General features: G+C 68.1%; 19 protein-coding genes. 8 read left to right on the plus strand and 11 right to left on the minus strand.

Features of this window, described 5'->3' with window-relative positions; all coding sequences use genetic code 11:
* Window positions 1-131: 131 nt before the first annotated feature.
* Entirely contained in the window at window positions 132-2,201 is a 2,070-nt protein-coding gene (locus tag ABZW96_RS15470) for an acyltransferase family protein (protein ID WP_355075042.1), read from the minus strand.
* Window positions 2,202-2,459: 258 nt separating this feature from the next.
* On the opposite strand from ABZW96_RS15470, the gene ABZW96_RS15475 reads away from it, so the two are divergent.
* From ABZW96_RS15475 to ABZW96_RS15490, 4 genes are all read left to right on the plus strand, one after another.
* Window positions 2,460-2,759, plus strand: a complete 300-nt coding sequence (locus ABZW96_RS15475) for a hypothetical protein (protein ID WP_355074987.1) — start codon at window positions 2,460-2,462, stop codon at window positions 2,757-2,759.
* Window positions 2,756-3,958 carry a hypothetical protein gene (locus tag ABZW96_RS15480; protein ID WP_355074989.1) on the plus strand — a complete coding sequence of 401 codons (1,203 nt, stop codon included), beginning with the start codon at window positions 2,756-2,758 and terminating at the stop codon, window positions 3,956-3,958. The genes ABZW96_RS15475 and ABZW96_RS15480 overlap by 4 nt, the downstream gene beginning before the upstream one ends.
* A 206-nt stretch (window positions 3,959-4,164) precedes the next feature.
* Window positions 4,165-4,503: a hypothetical protein gene (locus ABZW96_RS15485; protein ID WP_355074991.1), complete on the plus strand. Its 339-nt coding sequence runs from the start codon at window positions 4,165-4,167 to the stop codon at window positions 4,501-4,503.
* Window positions 4,504-4,580: 77 nt separating this feature from the next.
* Window positions 4,581-5,225 (plus strand): LysE family translocator, encoded by a 645-nt coding sequence (locus tag ABZW96_RS15490; RefSeq protein ID WP_355074993.1) that lies wholly within the window; start codon window positions 4,581-4,583, stop codon window positions 5,223-5,225.
* 16 nt (window positions 5,226-5,241) lie between these two features.
* Here the strand turns inward: ABZW96_RS15490 and ABZW96_RS15495 are convergent, their stop codons facing one another.
* Genes ABZW96_RS15495 through ABZW96_RS15505 form a run of 3 tightly spaced genes read right to left on the minus strand, consistent with a single transcriptional unit; the run spans window position 5,242 to window position 7,969 of the window.
* Window positions 5,242-5,802: a dihydrofolate reductase family protein gene (locus tag ABZW96_RS15495; RefSeq protein ID WP_355074994.1), complete on the minus strand. Its 561-nt coding sequence runs from the start codon at window positions 5,800-5,802 to the stop codon at window positions 5,242-5,244.
* 49 nt (window positions 5,803-5,851) lie between these two features.
* Complete coding sequence (locus ABZW96_RS15500; protein ID WP_355074996.1) at window positions 5,852-7,018, minus strand: pyridoxal phosphate-dependent aminotransferase; 1,167 nt, start codon at window positions 7,016-7,018, stop codon at window positions 5,852-5,854.
* Between the two features lie 39 nt (window positions 7,019-7,057).
* Entirely contained in the window at window positions 7,058-7,969 is a 912-nt protein-coding gene (locus ABZW96_RS15505; RefSeq protein ID WP_355074998.1) for a sigma-70 family RNA polymerase sigma factor, read from the minus strand.
* Between the two features lie 101 nt (window positions 7,970-8,070).
* Between ABZW96_RS15505 and ABZW96_RS15510 the strand changes: the two genes are divergently transcribed.
* On the plus strand, window positions 8,071-8,682 hold the full coding sequence (locus tag ABZW96_RS15510) for a GNAT family N-acetyltransferase (RefSeq protein ID WP_355075000.1): 612 nt from the start codon (window positions 8,071-8,073) through the stop codon (window positions 8,680-8,682).
* A 127-nt stretch (window positions 8,683-8,809) separates the two neighbouring features.
* Here ABZW96_RS15510 and ABZW96_RS15515 read toward each other — a convergent pair whose 3' ends face one another.
* The 3 genes from ABZW96_RS15515 to ABZW96_RS15525 all read right to left on the minus strand — a co-directional run bounded on the left by ABZW96_RS15515 (window position 8,810) and on the right by ABZW96_RS15525 (window position 11,670).
* Window positions 8,810-9,901 (minus strand): 3-deoxy-7-phosphoheptulonate synthase, encoded by a 1,092-nt coding sequence (locus ABZW96_RS15515; protein WP_355075002.1) that lies wholly within the window; start codon window positions 9,899-9,901, stop codon window positions 8,810-8,812.
* 304 nt (window positions 9,902-10,205) lie between these two features.
* Window positions 10,206-10,676, minus strand: coding sequence for a carboxymuconolactone decarboxylase family protein (locus ABZW96_RS15520; RefSeq protein WP_355075004.1), 471 nt, complete (start codon window positions 10,674-10,676; stop codon window positions 10,206-10,208).
* Between the two features lie 115 nt (window positions 10,677-10,791).
* Window positions 10,792-11,670: an oxidoreductase gene (locus ABZW96_RS15525; RefSeq protein WP_355075006.1), complete on the minus strand. Its 879-nt coding sequence runs from the start codon at window positions 11,668-11,670 to the stop codon at window positions 10,792-10,794.
* A gap of 197 nt (window positions 11,671-11,867) precedes the next feature.
* On the opposite strand from ABZW96_RS15525, the gene ABZW96_RS15530 reads away from it, so the two are divergent.
* The gene (locus ABZW96_RS15530) at window positions 11,868-13,484 is read left to right on the plus strand and encodes an AMP-binding protein (RefSeq protein WP_355075008.1); all 1,617 of its coding nucleotides are present in this window, start codon (window positions 11,868-11,870) and stop codon (window positions 13,482-13,484) included.
* Between the two features lie 42 nt (window positions 13,485-13,526).
* Here the strand turns inward: ABZW96_RS15530 and nbtS are convergent, their stop codons facing one another.
* On the minus strand, window positions 13,527-14,837 hold the full coding sequence (nbtS, locus tag ABZW96_RS15535) for a nocobactin biosynthesis salicylate synthase NbtS (protein WP_355075010.1): 1,311 nt from the start codon (window positions 14,835-14,837) through the stop codon (window positions 13,527-13,529).
* Between the two features lie 266 nt (window positions 14,838-15,103).
* Between nbtS and ABZW96_RS15540 the strand changes: the two genes are divergently transcribed.
* Together ABZW96_RS15540 and ABZW96_RS15545 are read left to right on the plus strand one after the other, a co-directional pair.
* Window positions 15,104-17,572, plus strand: a complete 2,469-nt coding sequence (locus ABZW96_RS15540; RefSeq protein WP_355075012.1) for a glycerol-3-phosphate 1-O-acyltransferase — start codon at window positions 15,104-15,106, stop codon at window positions 17,570-17,572.
* Window positions 17,569-18,978, plus strand: a complete 1,410-nt coding sequence (locus tag ABZW96_RS15545; protein ID WP_355075014.1) for an HAD-IB family hydrolase — start codon at window positions 17,569-17,571, stop codon at window positions 18,976-18,978. Before ABZW96_RS15540 ends, ABZW96_RS15545 begins: the two co-directional genes overlap by 4 nt.
* Window positions 18,979-19,253: 275 nt before the next feature.
* Here the strand turns inward: ABZW96_RS15545 and ABZW96_RS15550 are convergent, their stop codons facing one another.
* From ABZW96_RS15550 to ABZW96_RS15560, 3 genes are all read right to left on the minus strand, one after another.
* Window positions 19,254-19,973, minus strand: a complete 720-nt coding sequence (locus tag ABZW96_RS15550; RefSeq protein WP_228827674.1) for a polyprenol monophosphomannose synthase — start codon at window positions 19,971-19,973, stop codon at window positions 19,254-19,256.
* Window positions 19,974-20,168: 195 nt separating this feature from the next.
* Window positions 20,169-20,351 (minus strand): hypothetical protein, encoded by a 183-nt coding sequence (locus ABZW96_RS15555; protein ID WP_355075016.1) that lies wholly within the window; start codon window positions 20,349-20,351, stop codon window positions 20,169-20,171.
* Window positions 20,352-20,424: 73 nt separating this feature from the next.
* Window positions 20,425-21,105 (minus strand): GAP family protein, encoded by a 681-nt coding sequence (locus tag ABZW96_RS15560; protein WP_355075018.1) that lies wholly within the window; start codon window positions 21,103-21,105, stop codon window positions 20,425-20,427.
* Between the last annotated feature and the right edge of the window lie 361 nt (window positions 21,106-21,466).

Genomic DNA, 21,466 nt, shown 5'->3' on the forward strand with positions numbered 1-21,466 from the left:
CCCCGCCATTCTCCCCGACCCCTCCGACAACCCGCAGGTTACCGGCCCTTCCCGCAGGGCGCGGGTGCGGCAGCGACCGGATGCAACGCCGGAAGAGCGCGATGTCTTCCCGCGGACCGCACCGGGACGGCTCAGCCGCGCGCGAGCGCCCGTTCGGTGAGCGCGCCGACGACCGGGGCGAGCGTCGTGGCGTAACCGCTCGTCAGGTGATTGTCGTCACGGTAGACGAGGGTGTTCCCGACGATGACGGGACAGCGGGCGGTGGTGCAGAACAGCGCGGTCAGATCAGCGTACTGGCCGCCGCCCGCCGTAGCGGCCGCGCGCTCGGCGGCGATGCCCGCCTCGTCGACCGCCACCGCTCGGGCGGGGGCGCATGCGGAGGCGTCGTCGATGTGCTCGGCCACGCACGCCGGCACGGTGGCGTGTGGATCGGGGATGCCGCCGAGCACGAGGACGGCCGCGCCCGACTCGCGCAGCTGGGCGACCAGGCGACGCACGCCGTCGATCCACGCCGGGTCGTAGGTCACGAAGCCGAAGTCGCCGCCGTAGCGGCGGGACATGCCGACCACGATCAGCCGGGGCCGTTCGTGCCGCAACCGGGTCATGATCTGCCCGCGCCACTGTTCGCATTCGGTATACGTCCGCCCCAGGTAGGGGCTGGTGATGGGCAGATCGAGCAGCGGGCAGGTGACCTTCGCCATGGTCTCCAGCCGCCAATGGTGCGCTACCGACATGTTCTCGAACGCCGGTTGCCACATCGCCGCGTGGGAATCGCCGACCAACGCGACCGTGGTGGACGAGGCGGGATCGCCGGAGGCGCACTCCCCTTGGCCCACGTCAGTCCAGGAACGGAAGCAACCGTTGTCGAACACCTCCGCTCGGTCGCCGCGCGCGTTCGACAGTGCCGGCGTGAGATTCGACGGGACGTCGCGGACCTCCGCCGAGGCGGCGACCGCCGCTTGGGTCTGCGCGGTCAGCTGCTCGATCGCGGCTTCGTAGGGGTCGGCGGTGGGAGTGGCCGGTGCGGCCGGTGTCGTCAGTGTGAGACTCCGCGCCGCCGTGCCGTGTCCGACCGGAGGGGGTACGAGCACGAGTAGCGCGGCCGCCACACCGATGGCCAGCACGGTGCTCACACCACCGCAGGCGAGGCTGAGCCGGCCCGAACCGCGCAGGCGGGCTGCGAAGCGGACCGGGTTCTCGATCAACCGCTGAGTGAGCACGGCGAGCCCACCGGCCATGGCGACCGCGCCGAGTGCGCCGACCAGCCCGAGCGGGCCGCCGAGCGCATGCGGGGCCAGCACCAGCACCGGCCAGTGCCAGAGATACCAGGAGTAGGACAGCCTGCCGACGGCCTGCATCTCGGGTACCGCCAGGACGCGACCGACACCGAATCGCGGTGCGACACAGCCGCTCCCGATGACCAGGACCGCGCCGAGCACGGGCAGCAGCGCCGCGATGCCCGGATACGGGGTCTTCTCGTCGAGCCGAACGCAGGCCACGACGATCAAACCGGCTCCCGCCCACCCCGCGCAGGTGGCCACCGACTTCGGCAACCGGGACCAGAGCGCGGCCGACAGCGCCACCATGCCGCCCGCGGCCAACTCCCAGGCCCGAGTGGGCAGCGCGAAAAACGCCCACGGTGGCATGGTGCGCGTCCAGGTCAGCGCGACCGCGAAAGAGAGCGCGGCGACGACGACGAGAACGATCAGGTACGGCAGCGCGGTGGCCGAACCACCGCGGCGCCGTCGCACGAGCCGAGCCGTCGTGATCACCAGCGCGGGCCAGATCAGGTAGAACTGCTCCTCCACACCGAGCGACCAGAAGTGCTGAAACGGTGAAGGCGGCGCGTCCGCGGCGAGGTAGTCGGTGCCCTGCAGGGCGAAGCGATAGTTCCCGGCGTACAGCGCGCTCGCGATCCCGTCGCCGAGCGCTCGGCGGCCCTGCAGCGGCGGCAGCAGCACGGCCGCGCCGATCGCCGTGGCGACCAGCACGACCCCTGCGGCGGGCAGCAGCCTGCGCGCTCGCGCGCCATAGAAACGGACGAGCCCGACAGTGCCGTCGGCCGCCGATTCCCGATACAGCATTCCCGTGATGAGAAAACCGGAAATCACGAAAAATACGTCCACACCGGCAAATCCCCCACCGATTCCCGGCACACCGGCATGAAAAAGCACTACGGCCAGTACCGCGACCGCCCGCATTCCTTCGATGTCCCCCCGGAATGCCGCCCCCGGCGACACTCCGTCGATCAGCTCCGCCCGCCGATTTCCCAACCCGCTGACCGTGGCCGCCATGCGCAGCATTGTCATCGGTCCGGCCGGACAAGTCCCGCCGACTCGCCGCCGGGCATGCGCCTCGGCCCGCATCTTCGGCTCTTTCGATCGCTGTCGCGGCGGCACCAGCGCAGCGTCGGCGGGTATGCTCCTGGCTGCGAAGGCCAGACCGAAAGAGGGGGCGTCATGGGCGATTTCGACCTTGATCCGGAACAAACACGCGAACTCGCTCGTGTAGTTCGTGGCCATGCCGACGCGACCGCGCAGTTGATACCCCTGGCGCAAGGGTTGCGCGCGGAGCCGACGCTCCCGAACTCGGACATCGCGGCGACGATCGACTCTTTGAGTGGAGCGTTGGAGAAGGTGATCGACTACCATACGCGTCAGTTGCGCGGTTTCGCCGACAGCGCGGACGCCGCGGTCGAGGCCTTCCTCGCGCAGGACGCCGAATTCGCGTCCCGGCTGAAGCAGGCGGGACAGAAGTGAGCGGAGGAAACTATGTCGACGCGCTCACTGTTCCTTTGGTCCTGTCCTGGGATCCACGTGCCGCGATCGCGATCGCGGACAAGTTCAAAGAGAAAGCCTCCCAACTCGACGACCATACCCACAAAGCCGCAGTGTCGATAGACATGTCATATACATACTATCGAGGAAAGTCAGGTGAGTCGGCGCGCGACCGGGGACATCAGGATCGTGAGCACGCCCGCCGCACAAAAGAAGTACTCGTCGGAATCCAACAGCAAATCTACAAGCACATCGCGTCGATCGTCGACTACATCGATGTCATCCGCGAAAAGAAGGCCGAGGCGGAAGAGTCGGAATTCGATCTGTTCGTCAGAGACGACGGCGGGGTCGACTCCCGGATGTCGAACAGGGAAGTCCTCTTGAAATTCGGCCCTTCCGGCCTGGTCGAGAAAGAGGGTTACGAGGCGTATCTCACCGCCCAGATCAGGGCTGCGCTCACAGCTGTTCAGCAGGCGGACAAGGAAGGCGCCGATCAGGTGCGACGCTGGCTGGAAGAGCTGTCGGACGAAGTCAAACGCGGCGCCACGGCGATGCCAGAAGATCCCGAACTGGCCAAGATTCTCAACAAATACCAGACCGCACCGTCGAAGTCGGGCGCCAGTCTGTGGCCCTCCGGTCTGCTGCTGACCGAAATCCGCCTGCTCTCCCCCGACTTCCAGCCGACACTCATGACACCGGAAGAGGCGGCACTCGTCTCGACGCTTCTCATGAAACCCACCGGCGTGGCGGATGTCGCCGCGTTCTTCGAACTCAAGTCACAGGCCGAGAACGCGGCGAAAGCCGCATACCCCGATATTCCCTCGGCCTGGGCAGACGATCATGGCGATGCCTATCGGCACATGTACTGGAACGCCTTGATGACCCAGAAGTACGGGGAAGAATGGACCGCATCGTTCGCCACAGCCCACGAGGGAACGGGTGCGAACACCCCAGCGCGTGAGGCCATGGATCTCTACAACAACGAGCAAGGCCGCAAAATCGCGGTCGATCATCCCGACGCTTCGCCCGAGGAACTGCAACGCCTGGTCCGCCAGCGAATCGATGCCGGGCAGGCGATCGTGATCGACAACCGGCAGCAGATCGAGTGGAGTAATCGTGTTCCGATCGGCGACACGGTCTCGCCCCACTCTTCGGATATTCCTCTTCCAGGAGCGAAATGATGAAAGCCTTGCGCGCTGTTTCGTTGACAACTCTTGGGATCGTCGTCGCGACCATGACGGCGTGTTCTTCATCGCATAGCGGACACGACAACGGAATCGGCGCCACCTGCGCCGGGTCATTCGACATGTTGTCCACGGACGAGCCGTTGGGCGCGAGAGACGCTCTCGACCGTGCGGTTTCCGAAGCTATCGGCAGGCCCGAGAAGGTGAGCGTAGCGGATCTGACGCAGGCGGCGGGCTGGTCGGCTACCTGGGACCGGGTCGTGGTCGCCAAAGCCGGCATCACCCGGGAGCGCATGAATCAAGCCAGCGGCCTCCAGGATTACTGTTGGCCGAACCTCCCGACCGCCGTCGGCAGCGACGGGCCCGCGCGCGTGTTCTACGTCTTCTTCGACGGCGACAGACCACTGCAGTCGATCCGCACGGACACGAGCAAGGAGTACTTCCACCGATATGGCAGTGGCGACGTGCTGCGCCCCGACACCCGCCTCGAGCCGGTGCCACCACGATCACCCGGAAGCGCCGGATATTTGCAACCGGCGTAAGCCGACTCATTCGCTCACGTCCAGCAGGTGTCGAGTGGACCGCGACAAGGAGCGGTGGGGCGGGCGAGGATCGGGGCATGATCGAGATGGCGGCGGTGGCCGGGGTCGCGGTGGCGGCGTTGGGGATGGTGCTCACGCCGGGGCCGAACATGATGTATCTGGTGTCGCGGACGGTGTCGCAGGGGCGACGGGCCGGGTTGGTGTCGTTGGCGGGGGTAGCGGCGGGGTTCGGGGTGTATCTGGCGGCCGCGACGGTGGGGATCACGGCGGTGTTCGCGGTGGTCCCCGGCCTGTACCTGGCGGTGAAGCTGGCCGGAGCCGCGTACTTGGGTTGGCTGGCCTGGCAGGCGCTGCGACCGGGCGGCGTCTCGGTCTTCGCGCCCGCGGCGCTGTCCGCGGACCCCATCCGGCGGTTGTTCACGATGGGGCTGGTCACCAACCTGCTGAATCCGAAGATCGCGATCATGTACATGGCGCTGATCCCGCAGTTCGTCACGCCGGAGCACGGGAAAGTGTGGTTGCAGAGCCTGTGCCTTGGCACGGTGCAGATCGCGGTGGCGCTCACCGTGAACGGCTTGATCGTCCTCGGGGCGGGCGGTCTGGCGACGTTCCTCGCCGCCCGCCCCCTGTGGCTGCGCACCCAGCGATACCTCACCGGCACGATGCTCGGCGCCATCGCCGCCTTGCTCGCCACCGACCGCGCCCGCCCCATCCCGGCCTGAGCCGAACGGCCTCGACTCAGCGCTGATCGGCCGGATTCGCCAACCGGTAGCGCAGTTCCACGAACTGACCGGCCTGCTGCACCGCGGTGAGCCGGATCCGGCTGGAAAGGATGCGCCGCGGCAGCAGCGGGGCCCCCGCGCCCAGCGTCACCGGAGCGACGCTCACCATGACGTCGTCGAGCAGGCCGGCATCGGCGAATTGCCCGGCCAGGTCCCCGCCTCCGACGATCCAGATATTGCGGGCGCCGGCCGCCGCGGCCATCTCCCGGTGCACCGACTCGACCGACCCTGCGACGAACCGCAGATTCGCGTCCGGTATCGCGGGAAGATCCCGGTGGGTGAAGACCCAGCACGGGAGGTCACCGTAGTACTTACTCCAGTTCTCCGGTGGTTCGTTCGCCACGACCCATTCGTAGGTGGTCGCACCCATGCACATGGCGCCTACCTGCGCGAGGAAGCCCGCCATGCCCGCCTGCGCCTCGTCCGCTCCGTCCACCTCGAAAAGCCAGGTGAGCGAGTTCTCCGTGTCGGCGAGATATCCGTCGAGACTGGTTGCCGTGTAGTACTGAGTTGCCATGCCGTGCACGTTGCCAGCGAAACATGACAGTTCACGTCATGGTTCGGGATCAACCGTGACGCAACCGGCGGACCCCTTCGTCGAGCGTTTCGTCGCGCTTGCAGAAGGTGAACCGCACCAGATGACTCCAGGCGGCCGTGTCGTCGGCGAACGCGCTGACCGGCACCGCCGCCACGCCGAGCCGCTTGGGCAACTCACGGCAGAAGGTCAGGCCGTCGGCGGCGCCGAGCGGCGTGATATCGGCGACGACGAAGTAACCGCCCGCGCTCGGGTACACCCGCAGACCGGTATCGGCGAGCGCCGCGGAGAGGCGGAGCCGTTTCTCCGACAACGAGTCCCGCAGCTTGCCGACCCATTCCAACTCGTGGTTGATCGCGTGCGCGACGGCGGGTTGGAACGGCCCGCCCGCCACGAAGGTCAGGAACTGTTTGGCGGCGAGAACCCCATCGATCAGGTCGGCGGGCCCACACGCCCACCCGGTCTTCCACCCGGTGACGCTGAAGGTCTTCGCCGCGCTGGAAACCACGACCGTCCGCTCGGCCATGCCAGGCAAGGTGGCCAGGCTGATGTGCTCGGCGCCGTCGTAGACCAGGTGCTCGTAGACCTCGTCGGTGAGCACCAGAATGTCATGCTCGCAGGCGATCTCGGCGATGGCGAGCAGGTCCGCGCGTCCGAGGACCGTGCCGGTCGGATTATGGGGCGAGTTGACGATGAGCATCCGGGTGGCCGGGGTGATGGCCGCGCGCAGACTGTCCAAGTCCAGGACGAACCGATCTCCGTCGGCCACGAGACGCGCCGTGCGCCGTCGGGCGCCGGCCAGTGCCACGGCCGCGGCGTACGAGTCGTAGTACGGCTCGATCAGCACCACCTCCTCGCCCGGCTCGACCAAGCCGAGCACCGCCGCGCTGATCGCCTCGGTCGCACCCACGGTCACCAGCACTTGCGAATCGGGATCGTAGGAGGTTCCGTAGCGCCGGGCCCGGTCGTCGGCGACGGCTCGGCGCAGCACCGGCATACCGCGTCCCGGCGGGTACTGGTTGAGTCCGTCGGCGATGGCGCGGCGCGCCGCTTCCAGCATGCTCGCGGGCCCGTCGGTGTCCGGGAACCCCTGGCCCAGGTTGACCGCGTCGTGCCGAACGGCGAGTTCGGTCATCTCGGCGAAGATGGTGGACGCGAAAGGGCGCAGACGGGCAACGGTCGGATGTCGCGAGGGCATATCCGGAGACTAGTCCAGCGGTCCACCGCACAACCGGGCTCAACCCAGTCGGACGCCACCCAGCTTGGCCGGATTCGCCACGTCGTAGGCGCCCCAGACCAATCCGTCCCGAACCGTGAAGCCGACGACTCGCGCGGGATAACCGCCCCTGCCCTCGGTCTCCGGACGCGCCGCGACGCTGATACCCAATTGCCCGTTCACCGAGACGAACGCGTACACCTGCGAGGCGTCCTCGAGCCCGTACTTGCGCACCAGGCCCAGATAGAAACGGGCGATGCGATCCGCGCCGTGCAGGACGTTGATCGCGGTGGCGGTGGTGCCGTTGGCATCGCCGATCATCATCGCGTCCGGATGCAGCGCCGCGGCGACGGCGGCCACGTCACCCGTGCTCAGCGCGACGAGGAAACGCTGCACGGCGGCCTCGTGCTCGGCGTCGGGCACCGGTTGCGGCGTCTGCGCCACCGCCTTGCGGGCACGCACCGCCAGCTGCCGCGCCGCGTCGGCGGAGATGCCGAGGATGTCGGCGATCTCGTCGAACGGCACCGACAACCCGTCGTGCAGCACGAAGGCCACCCGCTGCGGCGGCGTCAGGGTGTCCAGCACGATCAGCGCGGCGAACCGGCACTCCTGCTTGCGCACCACGGCTTCCAACGGGTCGGGAGCGCTCGACGGTGTGCGAGCGGTGACCACGGGTTCCGGCAGCCACTGGCCCACATAACTCTCCCGCCGCGCCGCGGCGCTCCGCAGACGATCCAGGCAGATCCGGCTCACCACGGTGGTCAGCCAAGCTCGCAGATCATCGATCTCGGACTGGTGCGCGCCCGCCAAGCGCAACCAGCTCTCCTGCACCGCGTCCTCGGCATCGCCGACGCTGCCCGTCAGTCGATAGGCGACCGAGAGCAGATGCGCTCGATGTGACTCGAACAGGTCGGAAAGCAGCGCGGCAACCATCGACGGGAAGTCTACGGTCCGATTCGCATCATCCCGGCATCGGCGGCCTGCGCCGGACAAACCGGATGATCCACCGGCCGCTTCCGTGACAGCATGGCGCGATGGAACACCGCGTGCTGTCGAACGGAACGATCTGGCTGTCGGCTCCGACGGCGGACGATGTCGACGCCATCACCGAGTGCTGCCAGGACCCGGCCATCGCGGAGTGGGTGACCATCCCGGTGCCGTACGTCCGGGACAGCGCCGTGACCTTCCTCGAGGAGATGGTCGTTCCAGGGTGGGCGGCGCGCAGCCCGACCTGGGCGATCCGGCCACGTGCGGGCGCACCGGTCGTCGGCATGATCGGCTTGGGCGAACAGGACGAGAGCGCGGCCGAGATCGGTTTCTGGCTCGCTCCGGCGCAACGGTCGCGCGGCCTGATGACACAGGCGGTCGAGCTGGTGTGCGAATTCGGGTTCCACGCCGACGGACTGGCGCTGGAGCGGATCTCCTGGCGCGCGTTCGTGGGCAACTACGCCTCGGCGGCGGTGGTCCGGCGCGCCGGGTTCCGGTACGAAGGCATGTCGAGGCTCGGCAGCATCCAACGCGGACGACGCCGCGATCACTGGCTCGCCGCCCGGCTGCGCACCGATCCGCCCGGACCGTCGGACGACTGGCCCGCCGAGTTCATCTCCGCCCGGACGCCGAGCACGCAAGGGCCGGGGGTGCCGTAGCCGAAGCAGGCCCGGCGTTCGGGCCGGCCCAGCTGACTTGCGCGTCGGCGGCTTCCCGGCTCGTGCGCGAGCGGACGAAACTCGCGCTTCGTCCACTCGGGCACGAGCCGCGCCGAAAACGCGCTGGTCAGCGCTCGCGGCGCTGCCGCACCGCGTTCGCGAGGCGGTCCAGCTGCACGGCGGTGGTCTCCCAGTCCAAGCAGGCGTCGGTGATCGACTGGCCGTAGGTGAGCTCATCGGCGTGGCCGAGAGTGAGGTCCTGGCGGCCCGCGATCAGGAAGCTCTCCAGCATCACGCCCACCACGCTCGACTCGCCCGCCGCCAGCCGCCGTGCGATGTCGGTGACCACGTCGGCCTGCTTGTTGTGGTCCTTGTTGCTGTTGCCGTGGCTGGCGTCCACCACGATCCGCTGCGGTAGCGACGCCTTCTCCAGCCGCAGGCACGCCTCGGCGACCGAAGCCGCGTCGTAGTTCGGCCCGGCGCTGCCGCCGCGCAGGATCACATGGCAGTCCGGATTGCCGGTGGTGCGGATGAGCGCGGAGCGGCCGTCGAGGTCGGTACCGGGGAACACATGGCTGGCCGCCGCGGCGCGCACGCCGTCCACCGCCACCTGGACGTCGCCGTCGGTGCCGTTCTTGATGCCGACCGGCATCGACAGCGCGCTGCTGAGCTGGCGGTGCACCTGACTGGCCGCGGTGCGCGCGCCGATCGCGCCGTAGGACACCAGATCCGCGATGTACTGCGGCGTGATCGGGTCCAGGAACTCACAGGCCACCGGAAGACCGAGAGCGGTGATGTCGACCAGCAGCTTGCGGCCGAAGCCCAAACCGGTGTTCACGTCGAACGATCCGTCCAAGTGCGGGTCGTTGATCAGGCCCTTCCAGCCCAAGCTGGTGCGCGGCTTCTCGAAGTAGACCCGCATCACCACGTGCAGTCGATCGTCCAGCTCCGCGGCCTTGGCCGCCAGACGGCGCGCGTAATCCAGTGCGGCGGCGGGGTCGTGCACGGAGCACGGGCCGACGATCACCATCAAGCGATCATCCGCGCTGTTCAGCACGTCGACGGTGGCTTTGCGTCCCGCACGGACGGTGTCGGCGAGGGCATCGGTGATCGGGTGCACCCGACGCACCTCCGCGGGCGAGCGCAGCGGGCTCACGTTGAGGGTGCGTTGATCGTCCAGATCCGAATGCCGTGCGTCGACGTCGGCTGCGGTTGTCATGTCGTGGGTTCCTTTTCTCGGGGCCGACCCACGGATGAGAATCCCGTCGAGCCGGTCCATCGTCCGGCTCAGGGTGGAAGTTCGTCAGCGCACGCGGTTGCCGCAGACCAGCCCACCCAGGGCCGGCTTGCTAAACCAGAAATACACGCGCTGCACGTCAGGCACAGTACCAGCCCACATCCGATCGGTGAACTGTGTTATCTGCCACGGTGTGTTTCGACGGGGAGGCGGACCTACAAGCGCCGTTCGCGGCCCCACGTGACAAGGGGCCCCGAACGGCGCGGGCGATGCCGGACGATCCGGCTCATCCCCACTGCCCGGGCACGTAATCACCGGCCGGGGTGCGGGCGATGACGTTCATCCGGTTCCAGGCGTTGATCATCGCGATGGCGGCGATGAGGGCGGCGATCTGGTCGTCGTCGTAGTGCTTGCGCACCTCCTGCCACACCGCGTCGCTGACCACGCGTCCGTCGCCGATCCGGGTGGCCTCCTCGGTCAGCGCCAGCGCGGCGCGCTCGGCCTCGGTGAAGACGGTGGCCTCGTGCCAGGCGGCGATCAGGTTGAGCCGCACGGAGGTTTCGCCCGCGTGCGCGGCGTCCTTGGTGTGCATGTCGGTGCAGTAACCGCAGCCGTTGATCTGGCTGGCGCGAATCTTCACCAACTCGTAGGTCGCGGCGTCCAGGGTGGAATCGTCGATCACCTTGGAGGCCATGGTGAGCCGCTTGATGAAGCTGGCGCCGACCGGGTTGGCGAAGAGTTCGAAGCGCTGTTCCATGATGTCCGTCCTTTGTCGTTCCCTGTGGGTTCACAAGGAGGACGACGCGGAAAGACGGAGTGTGACAACAGCTTATGAGACGTAGGTCACACCGCGTCCGCGGGAAGAGCTGCGGTCATTTCGTGAAGTCGTAGGTGACCCCGGTCAGTTTCTCGGACAACTCCCACAAGTCGGCGGCGACCTTCTCGTCCCTGGACGCTTTCGACGACCCGGACGGCCCCGGGTACCCGCGCATGCCACCCAGGCCGGTCGGTCCGTAGTAGCCGCCCGGCTGGACGTCGGTGGTCGCGGCGAACAGCGTCGGCAGCGCGCCCATCGCGGCGCTCTGCGCGAGCAACCGGTTGCCGACCCACATCACCCGGTCGAGGAAAGACTCGGTGTGCGACTGCAATTCGGTGGAGGCATAGCCGGGATGCGCGGCGACCGAGAGTTTCGTGGAGCCCGCCGCCGTCAACCTGCGCTGCAGCTCGCGAGCGAACATCAGGTTGGCCAGCTTGGCCTGCCCGTAGGCGGCCCACCGCTGATACTTGCGCCGCTCCCAGTTGAGATCGTCCAAGTCGATCTTGCCGACCTGGTGCGCACCGCTGGAGACGGTGACGATCCGGTCGGAGATCTTGTCCAGCAGCAGGCCGGTGAGCGCGAAGTGACCGAGATGGTTTGTGCCGACCTGTTTCTCGAATCCGTCGGCGGTGCGACCTTCGGGCACAGCCATCACGCCCGCGTTGTTGATGAGCACATCGACCCCGTCGACGCTCTGGGCAAACGCGCGGACCGAATCGAGATCAGCCAGATCGAGTTCGCGAACCTGCGTCCGGTCGCCGAGTCCGGCGGCCACCCGCTCGCCTTTGGCCACGTTCCGGCAGGCGAGCACCACCTCGCCGCCCGCCGCGGCCAGCGCGCGCGCCGTCTCGGCCCCCAGGCCACTGTTGGCCCCTGTCACGATGAACTTCCGGCCGCTCTGGCTGGGGATGTTCGAGGTGTCCCACCTGGTCATGCCGGAAAGTCTAGTGCGCGGCGGCACCCGGCGGCAGGTTCGAACACGCCCGGGCGACCGCATTCACCCGACGCCGGAAGCGTCACGGCGACGGTGCCGCCACCGGCCGGAGTCGGTGATCGGGACGGCACAAACCCACGTGAAGTAGGGTTGCCTAACCTATACAAGGAAACCTTTGCTTGATTTGTGAGGCAGACGTGACTTCCACACCGACCGGGTCCGCGCATCGCGACGGCTACGTACCTTTCCCCGCCGACGCGGCCGCGCAGTACCGAGCCGCGGGCTTCTGGGCCGGGCGCCCGCTCGGCGATCTGCTGCGCGCGAGCGCACACCGGTATCCTCAGCGCCCCGCGCTCCTCGATGCGGAGGGCTCGCACAGTTACGCCGACATCGACGCCGCCGCGGACCGGATGGCCCACGGGCTGCTCGCGCTCGGCATTGCTCCCGGCGACCGCGTGGTCGTCCAGCTACCTAATGTGCCCGAGTTCATGACCGTGTTGTTCGGCCTGCTGCGCGCCGGAATCATCCCCGTCTTGAGCCTGCCCGCGCATCGTCGAGCCGAAATCGAGCATCTGGCGCGGCTTTCCGACGCGGTCGGCTACATCGTCGCCGACCGGGCAGGCGATTTCGACTATCGCGAACTGGCCTCGACCGTGCGGGACGCGGTGCCGTCACTGCGCCACGTCCTGGTGCTCGGCGAGCCGGGGCCGTTCACCGACCTCACCTCGGTACCGCGCGACGGCGGCGAACTGCCCGAGATCGATCCGGGCGATATCGCCCTGATGCTGGTCTCCGGCGGAACCACCGGCCTGCCGAAGCTCATCGCACGCACGCACGACGACTATGTCTACAACGCCACCACGAGCGCCGAGGTGTGCGCGTTGACCGAGCAGGACGTCTATCTCGCGACACTGCCCGCCGCGCACAACTTTCCGCTGGCCTGCCCCGGCATCTTCGGCACCGTCGGGGTGGGCGGCGCGGTCGCCTTCGTCGGCGACCCCAGTCCGGAAAGCGCGTTCGCCGCGATCGAGCGGCACCGGGTCACGGTGACCGCCGTCGTGCCGCCGCTGGCCCAACTCTGGTGCGCGGCCACCGAATGGGAAGAGGCCGACCTGAGTTCGCTGCGCCTGCTCCAGGTGGGGGGCGCACGACTGGCCGAGGTCAACGCCAAAGAAGTGACCCCGGCGCTCGGCGCGACCCTGCAACAGGTGTTCGGCATGGCCGAGGGCCTGATCAACTACACCCGGCTGGACGATCCGGCCGAACTGCTGCACACCACCCAGGGTCGTCCGCTCTCACCCGCCGACGAGATCCGCGTGGTGGACGGCGACGGCAACGATGTGGCGCCCGGCGTGGAGGGCGAGTTGCTGACCAGGGGGCCGTACACGATCCGCGGCTACTACCGAGCGGCCGAGCACAACGCACGCGCGTTCACACCGGACGGCTTCTATCGCAGCGGAGATCTGGTCCGCCGCCTGCCCAGCGGGCATCTGGTGGTGTCCGGCCGGATCAAGGACGTGATCAATCGCGGCGGCGAGAACGTGTCCTGCGACGAACTCGAGGAACATCTGCTCGCCCATCCCGCGGTCCGGCATGCCGCCGCCGTCGGGCTGCCCGACGCGGTGCTGGGCGAAAAGGTCTGCGCCGTCTTGGTCGTGGATGGTGAGATGCCCACGCTGGCCGAGATCAAGTCCTTCCTCACCGCGCGCGGGCTGGCCACCTACAAGCTGCCGGACGTGCTGCGCCGCAGCGACAAACTGCCGATCACCGCGGTCGGCAAGATCGACAAGAAGGCGCTGCGCGCCGAGTCCTAGATCGACGGGCAGCGCACCCACCGGCGCGCTGTCCGTACCGCCTTACGCCTTGACGACGTAAGGCGCGATGCTGCCGAGCTTCTCGCAGGTCTCCTCGAACTCACGGTCCGGCCGGGACTGACCGACGATGCCCGCGCCCGCGCGCAACCAGGCTCCCTCCGCGTTCTGGTACACCGCGCGCAGCACCAGGGTCGCCTCCAGCGCACCGGTCGGCGCAACGGTCACCACCGCGCCGGAGTACAGCCCGCGCGGGTCGTGATCGAGCCGGAACACCGAGTCGACGCCCTCCCGCTTGGGGATTCCCGAGGCGGTCACCGACGGGAACAGCACCTCGAGCGCGTCCCAGCTGGACCGGTGCGCGGCCAGCCGCCCGCGCACTGTGGACGCCAGATGCTGCACGCTGCCACGCTCACGCACGGCCATGAAGTCCGACACCGCGGGGGTGCCGGGATCGGCGACCGCCGTGATCTCCGCGAACGAGGTCTGCACCGAAATGGCGTGTTCCACGATCTCTTTCGGATCGGTGACGAGTTCGGCCCTGGCGGCGAGATCGGCCGCGGCGCCGCGGCCGAACGCGCGGGTGCCCGCCAGCGGCTCGGTCGTCACCACCCGATCGTCGTCCACCGACGCGACCAGTTCCGGACTGAAGCCCGCCGCTTCCAGGCCGCCGAGCCGCAGCAGGAACGACCGTGCCGGAGTGTTGTGCGCGCGCCCGAGCCGATAGGTCGCCGGAACATCCACGGCGAACGGCAGATCGACTTTCCTGGACAGGATGACCTTCTGATAACGCCCGGCCCGGATCTCGCCGACCGCCTCGGCCACCCGGTCCCGGTAGCCGGTGGGGTCGATGCGGATGTCGGCCGGATGCGCCTGCGGCAGTTCGGTGTTCTGCGACCGCGCGATCAGCTCGTGAATGTCCGCGATCTCCGACGGCGTCGCACCCGATACCCGGACGCCGAATTCGCCCACCCTGACCTCGATGCGGGGAACCATCAGGTGCGCCAATGCGGTGCGCGGGTCGAGGTGCTCCGTGGCGTCGAGCGCCCACGCGCAGAACTCGAATCCGATCCAGCCGTAGGCATTCCGCCCGTCGAGGGGCAGCGCGCCGAGCGCGCGATCGATCACCGCCGCCGGATTGCCTTCCCACCGGCTGGTCGTGGCCGCCCCTTGCCAGGTGACGCGCAACTCTCGCACATCCAGTTCGACACTGCCGAGCGGATCGGCGGCGAACACCCATTCCCCCGGACGCTCGTACATCACGTACTCGCCGAACCGATCCGCCCCCGCCAGCCGGGACATCGCTGCCGCCGGATCGGTCACATACTCAACCCGCAGGCGTTCCGTGGTCGACAACGATCCTCCAAAGGTAACCCTGGCCTAACTTGTAGAGGTAAGGTTAGCATTACCTCTTCATCGTGCCGGTGTGCTCGCGGCCACAACGCGGCCGCCGAGAAATCGCTTCGAGCTGGATGGTTCGCGCCTGTCGAGTCTTTCGTCCGGGCTTGCGCCGTTCACGTCGTCGGCGCCTGCACACGAACTCGCTGCGCCGACTGCCTGCGCGGAACAGACCCGCCGAGATTGAATAGTGGGAAGCGCCACCTGCGGAGGGAAGAACATCGATGATCGATCACCGCGGCGATTCACCCGCGACAGTCCGGCCCGGGACCACACCGCGATCGGTGGTGGCCCTGATCGACGCCGCCTCCGGGGTGGAACGCGAACTAGTCGGCAAGTGGCTCGCGGACGGCGGGATCAGCGCCGAGTTCGGTACCGACGCCCCGGTCACCCAGCTGGACCTGGACGCGGGCGCCGTCGCCGCACGGCTGGTCGGCAGGCGCGACGATCCGCTGGTGGTGCCGATCCGCGTGTTGTGGCTGCCGCAGGAACGTGACGGCGTACGCCGCGTCACCTTCGGCGATCTCGCCCTGCTGACCAACCCGCGCAAGCCCAATCGGCTGGCACAGCGCAAGCTGGTGTCCAAGTCACCGGACCGGCACGTCGTGCTGACCGGCGCGCCGGCCCGGCTCAGCGAGTTGCGCGTGAACAATCCGGAGGCTTCGGCGCTCTACGACAAGGGCACCGCCGAACCGTTCGCCCGCGCGATCGTGCGTGCGGCGGTGGTGGCGCTGGAACGCGCCGAGCGCACCATCATCGGCGACCGGTACAAGGTGCCCAAGCTGGTCGCGGAGGAGATCCTCGACTCACCCGACTTCCTGCGCAGGCTGGAAGTCATCGCCGACCAGATCGGGGCGAGCCCGCACGAGGTGTACCGGCGCGCGGAGAAAGCGCTCAACGAACTCGTCGCCGCCCAGAGCAGGCTGGTTTCCGACCTGTTCACCCAGGCCATGCGCCCGGTGCACGCTTCGACCTGGAATGTGGACTTCGACGAGTCCGGCCTGACCGGCTTGCGCGACCTGAACCGCCGCTTTCCGCTGGTGTTCCTGCCTTCGCACCGCTCGTACGTCGACGCGTTCGTACTGGGAGACGTGCTGGCCCGCAACGACTTCCCACCGAACCACGTGATCGGCGGCGCGAACCTCAGCTTCTGGCCGATGGGCCCGATCGCCCGGCGCACCGGAACGGTGTTCATCCGGCGCAGTTTCGGCGACGACGAGGTCTACAAGGCCGTCGTCGAGGAGTACTTCGCCTACCTGCTGGCCAAGCGCTTCAACCTGGAGTGGTACTTCGAGGGCGGCCGCACCCGCACCGGCAAGCTGCGGCCCCCGCGCTACGGCTTGCTGAACTACCTCGCCGCGGCGGTCCGTTCCAACCGCATCGACGACGTCATGCTGGTTCCGGTCTCGATCACCTACGAGCGGCTCAACGAGCTCGGCGCCATCGCCACCGAGCAGGAGGGCGGCAAGAAGAAACCGGAGGGCCTGACCTGGCTGGCGCGCTACATCCGCAGCCAGCAGCACTCCGCCGGGCACGTGTACGTCCGCTTCGGGGAGCCGCTGTCGGCCCGCGATCGTCTTGCCGCACATGGCGACCCGCTCACCGCGCCGCCGCTGACCATCCCCCTGCACCATACCGAGCCGATTCCGGCGCCGCGCACGGAAGCCGGGGTCGTCGACAGCGAGCCGCCGGAAATCGCCGAACTGGAACGAAAGGCCGTGCAGCGGTTGGCATTCGAAGTCGCGGTCGGCATCAACGCGGTCACCCCGATCACCGTCAGCGCGCTGGTCACCCTGGCTCTGCTTGGCGTGGACGGGCGCGCCCTCACCCTCGGCGAGGTGCGCACGGTGCTCAACCCGGTGCTCGGCTATATCGACAAGCGTGAGCTGCCGGGCGGCGAACTCGACGCGCTGCGCGACGCACAGGGCCTGGCCGTCGTGCTGGAACAGCTTTCGCTGGCCAAGGTGGTCACGGTGTATCGCGGCGGGGTCGAGCCGGTGTACTCGATCGAGCCCGGCGCGCATCTCGAGGCCGCCTTCTACCGCAACAGCGCCGTGCACTGGTTCGTCAACCGCGCCATCCTCGAGCTGTCCATCCTGGCCGGGGTCGACAACGGTGACGCCGACGCCCTGAAGACAGGGTGGGACGAGGCATTCCGGCTGCGCGACCTCTTGAAGTTCGAGTTCTTCTTCCCCGATCGCGGCGAGTTCGCCGATCAGATGGTCGCGGAAATGCTGCTGGTCGATCCGGACTGGTACAGCCATACCCGCAGCGACACCCTCAGCTCGGACATCCTGGCGAAGCTCACCGCCTCCGGGTTCACCATGGCCCACCGCGTGCTGCGCTCGTTCGTCGACGCGCAGTTGGTGGTGGCCGAACGGCTGGCCGCCCGGGATGCGGGCGACGAGATCGACCGCAAGGAGTTCATCACCGAATGCGTGGCGGTCGGCAAGCAGATGATGCTGCAGCAGCGGTTGCACAGCCCGGAGTCGGTCTCGACCGAGCTGTTCACCAGCGCGCTGAAGCTCGCCGACAACTACGGCCTGCTGGAGACGGTCTCCGACGACGAGCCGGAGGAGCGCCGCGCCGAGTTGGTCGGGCGAAGGAACGAATTCGCCGAGCGCCTGCGCACCATCGGCGCCCGCATCGCGCAGGCCGCCACGCTGGATCCATCCAATCGGGAGGCGCGGTGACCGACGCGCGCGCCGACCTCGACGCCGCGCTCGCCGCCATCCGCTCCGGTCCGCAAGGCAGCGCGGTCGCCGCGATCTTCGATTTCGGCGGTACGGTCATCGACGCCCCGAAATCCCGCCGGCTGCGCCGCAAGCCCGCCGATGTGCTGCTCGGCGGCATCCGCGATCACATGACCGACGGCGAATACAGCCGGTTCCTGCGCGAGTTGTCCGAGGCGCTGGCCGGACGCTCCGAACAGGAGCTGGACGAGGTGGGCAGACGCCTGTTCCAGCGCACCGTCTACGGGTACCTGTATCCCGAAGCTTGGGAACTGATCCGCACCCACCGAGCAGCCGGGCACACCATCGTGCTGGTCAGCTCACTGACCCGATTCCAGGTGGCGCCGGCGGCGGCACAATTGGGCATCGAGCACGTGCTGTACACGCCGATGGCCACCAGCGGCGGTGTGCTCACCGGCTATCCCGATGGGAAGACGCTGTGGCACAACGGCAAAGCCGAGGCTGTGGCTACCTTCGCCGCCGCGCACCGAGTGGATCTCGAGCACAGCTACGCCTACGCCGACTCGATCGCCGACCTGCCCACGCTGTCGCTGGTAGGGCATCCGGTGGCGGTGAACGCCGACGACGCGCTCAGCGGCGCCGCCGACCGGCAACACTGGGCCACGTTGACGTTCCGGCCGCGCCGCGCGCCGCGTGCGAGCGATTACGTACGCACCGCCGCGGGATTCGCCGGGCTGCTCGGGGGCGCGCTGTTCGGCGTCGCGTCGAAAGCGCCCACCCAGGACCGGCAGCGGATGGCCGACGCGCTGATGGCGCACGCGGCGCGCAACACGCTGCGCATCGCGGGCGTGCGCGTGCGGGTCACCGGCCGCGAGCACGCGAGATCGCCGCGGCCCGCGGTCTTCCTGTTCAACCATCAGAGCCAGTTCGACATCATCATCGTGCCCGAAGTGCTCGGCGGCGGCGTGACCGCGATCGGCAAGAAGGAACTGACCAAGAATCCGGTCTTCGGGCCGCTCATGCGCTTCGTCGGCGTGACGTTCATCGACCGGGCGAATACCGCTCAGGCCAAGGCGGCGCTGCGGCCGGTGGTGGAGACCCTGCGCGGTGGCTTGTCGGTCGCGGTGGCTCCGGAAGGCACCCGTTCCTACACCCCCGAAGTCGGGCCGTTCAAGAAGGGCGCATTCCACATCGCCATGCAGGCGGGCGTGCCGGTGATCCCGGTCGTCATCCGGAACGCGGGCGAGATCTGCTGGCGCAACGCGATGGTCGCCCGGCCGGGAACAGTCGACGTGGCGATACTCGACCCCATCGACGTCAGCGCATGGGAGCCGGGTGATTTGGACGACAACGTGGCCCGGGTCCGCCAGCTGTTCGTAGACACGCTACTGAATTGGCCGCACTGATCGGCACGGCGTCGCGCCACGACGGCCGCCGGTCGTGTTGTCGCCCCGCTTCGGCCGCGATGCTGTCCCTAGCTGCGGACCGACGTGCTGTGAGCGGCGCGGGTGATCGGTGCGACGCAGCCTGCGGCGGCTATCACGCCGGACATCGACCTGGTCTGTGCGTCTCCCCTCGCCCGTGCGGTCGGTGCTCGTGACTGGGCTGGAGGCGATGCACAGCCGCTCGGTCAGCCGTTGACCGCCTGAGCCGCCGACGAACCGGACCGGTTGGCCGTAACTCAGACCGCGCGGCCGAACAGCAGCTTCCACGGCATGAGCGCCGACTCGAGCTGCACCTTCAGGCTCATCTTGGACGCGCCGAGCGTCCGCTCCTCGAATCGGATGGGGACCTCGGCGATCGCGATCCCCTTCTTGATGGTCCGGTAGTTCATCTCGACCTGGAACGAATACCCGTTGCTGCGGATGGAGGCCACGTCGATGGCGCGCAGGGTGTCGGCCTTCCACGCCTTGAAGCCCGCGGTGGCGTCCTTGACGCCCAAGCGCAGGATGAGGTTCACGTAGAAATTGGCCCAGGCCGAGAGCGCCTTGCGGTACCACTTCCATTCCGCGGCGGTCGAGCCGCCGGGAACGTAACGCGAACCCAGCACGACGCCGGCGTCCGTGCCGGAGAGCTTCTCCAGCATGGCCGGGATGACTTCGGCGGGGTGCGACAGGTCGGCGTCCATCTGGATCACGACGTCCGCGCCCTCGTCCAGCGCCCGAGTGATGCCCGCGACGTATGCCCGGCCGAGTCCGTCCTTCTCGGTACGGTGCAGCACACCGACCACGTTCGGCAGTTCGGCGGCGAGCTTGTCGGCCACCTCGCCGGTGCCGTCCGGCGAGCTGTCGTCCACCACGAGTACGTGCAGGTCGGGCACCGGCAGCGCGGTCAGCCGCTCCACCGCAACCGGCAGATTTTCCCGCTCGTTGTAGGTCGGCACAACAACGGTAACCCTCAAGGGTCGCCCTCCCTGCTGATCCTGGTTTCCGCTCGCAGCCCACGCCAGGACCTCCGAGCATTCGTCGAGTTCTGGAGAACCGTACTCGATACACCTGATCGCGACCTGAGCGGCCGCACCCGGTGTGACGCGGTCCGAGCCCTCGACCTGCGGCCCAAGATCAACTTCACCGCCCGGGGGAACACCCTGGGCGCGTCACTCCCCGTCCCGCCAGGCCCGATCCCGGGCATCTTCCCGCTCGTTGCGCGCGTGCGCGATCTCCAGCGCGCGCTCGGCCGTCGCTTTGTCCGGGTACGGCCCCATCCGGTCGCGGAACCAGCACTGCCGCCCTTGCTCGGCCCGATTGTGCTTCAAGCAGTAATACCAGCGCTCAGCCATACCTCCAGCATCCCACCGAACACCACCGCTCAATCGCTTTTCCGTTCGCCATCCGTTGCCCGGACTCGGCAATTCACGGCCAGAGGCTTCGGTAATGGATGAGCGCGTGGCACAGGACGACCACACCGAAGATCGCGAAGAGTACGCGCACCGAAGCAGGTCCGTACGAGCTGATAATGCGAACGATTTTCCGATACATCCGCCGCGCGCCGGTCGTACGCCGCATCGCCAGGCCGAGTATCACCAGCGGCGGCAGCAATGCCAACGCGCAATACGCGACCACGATCAGCGGCCACAACGTCGGGAGCGGATTCCGTGCGGAGATCATCGCGAGTCCGGCCAGATAGGGAACCGCGGTCGGCGCCTGTGCGATGCCGATCGCCACGCCGAGGCCGGCGAGCACCCACGGTTGCCGTCGTAGCGCGCTCGCCCGTTCCGGGGTCGCCGTACCGGCCATTCGAATACACGCGAGAGCGATCAGCACCACCCCCGCGAGGAGTTCTCCCCAATACCGCACCGTCGGCGTGATCTCGAAGTCGAACAGATCGGTCAGAAAACCGATCCCCAGGATCGTGCAGATGCCGAAGGCGGTGGTGACGGCGAAGACGCCCGCCAGCAAGCTCAAACCGCTCACCAGCGGCGAGCGACGGCTCAATCTGCTGTCGTAGACCACCGCCGCGGTGACGCCGATCAGTAGCAGGTCGAGCGAGTCGAGGAAGGCGAACCCAGCGAGCGCGAGGAGAAGGATCCACATGGCCGCGCCAGCCTACCCGCGCCCTACAACCAACCGCGTAGTCCCGAACCCCGATGCGCGACCGCTCGATTCGCCAGATCTAATCGAGCGGTCAGCGAGCAGAGAGCAACGCCACACCGGACGACGATCAGCCGTCCGCCCGCGCGGACGAAGGAAACCACCAAGCGAGAAAGTCGGGCGACGCAGACCCGTAGAACAGGAATTGAGCACATAACGAAACGAGCCCGGCTCACGCTCTCCGTGAACAGGGCTCGCCAACAAGTGAAGGTGGCCAGGGCCGGGATCGAACCGGCGACCTTCCGCTTTTCAGTCAGGTGCAAAATCGCAGGTCAGAGGGGTGAAATCCTGCACCGTGCGTTCC

The organism is Nocardia sp. NPDC004168 (assembly GCF_040610355.1).
Taxonomy (GTDB): Bacteria; Actinomycetota; Actinomycetes; order Mycobacteriales; family Mycobacteriaceae; genus Nocardia; species Nocardia sichangensis.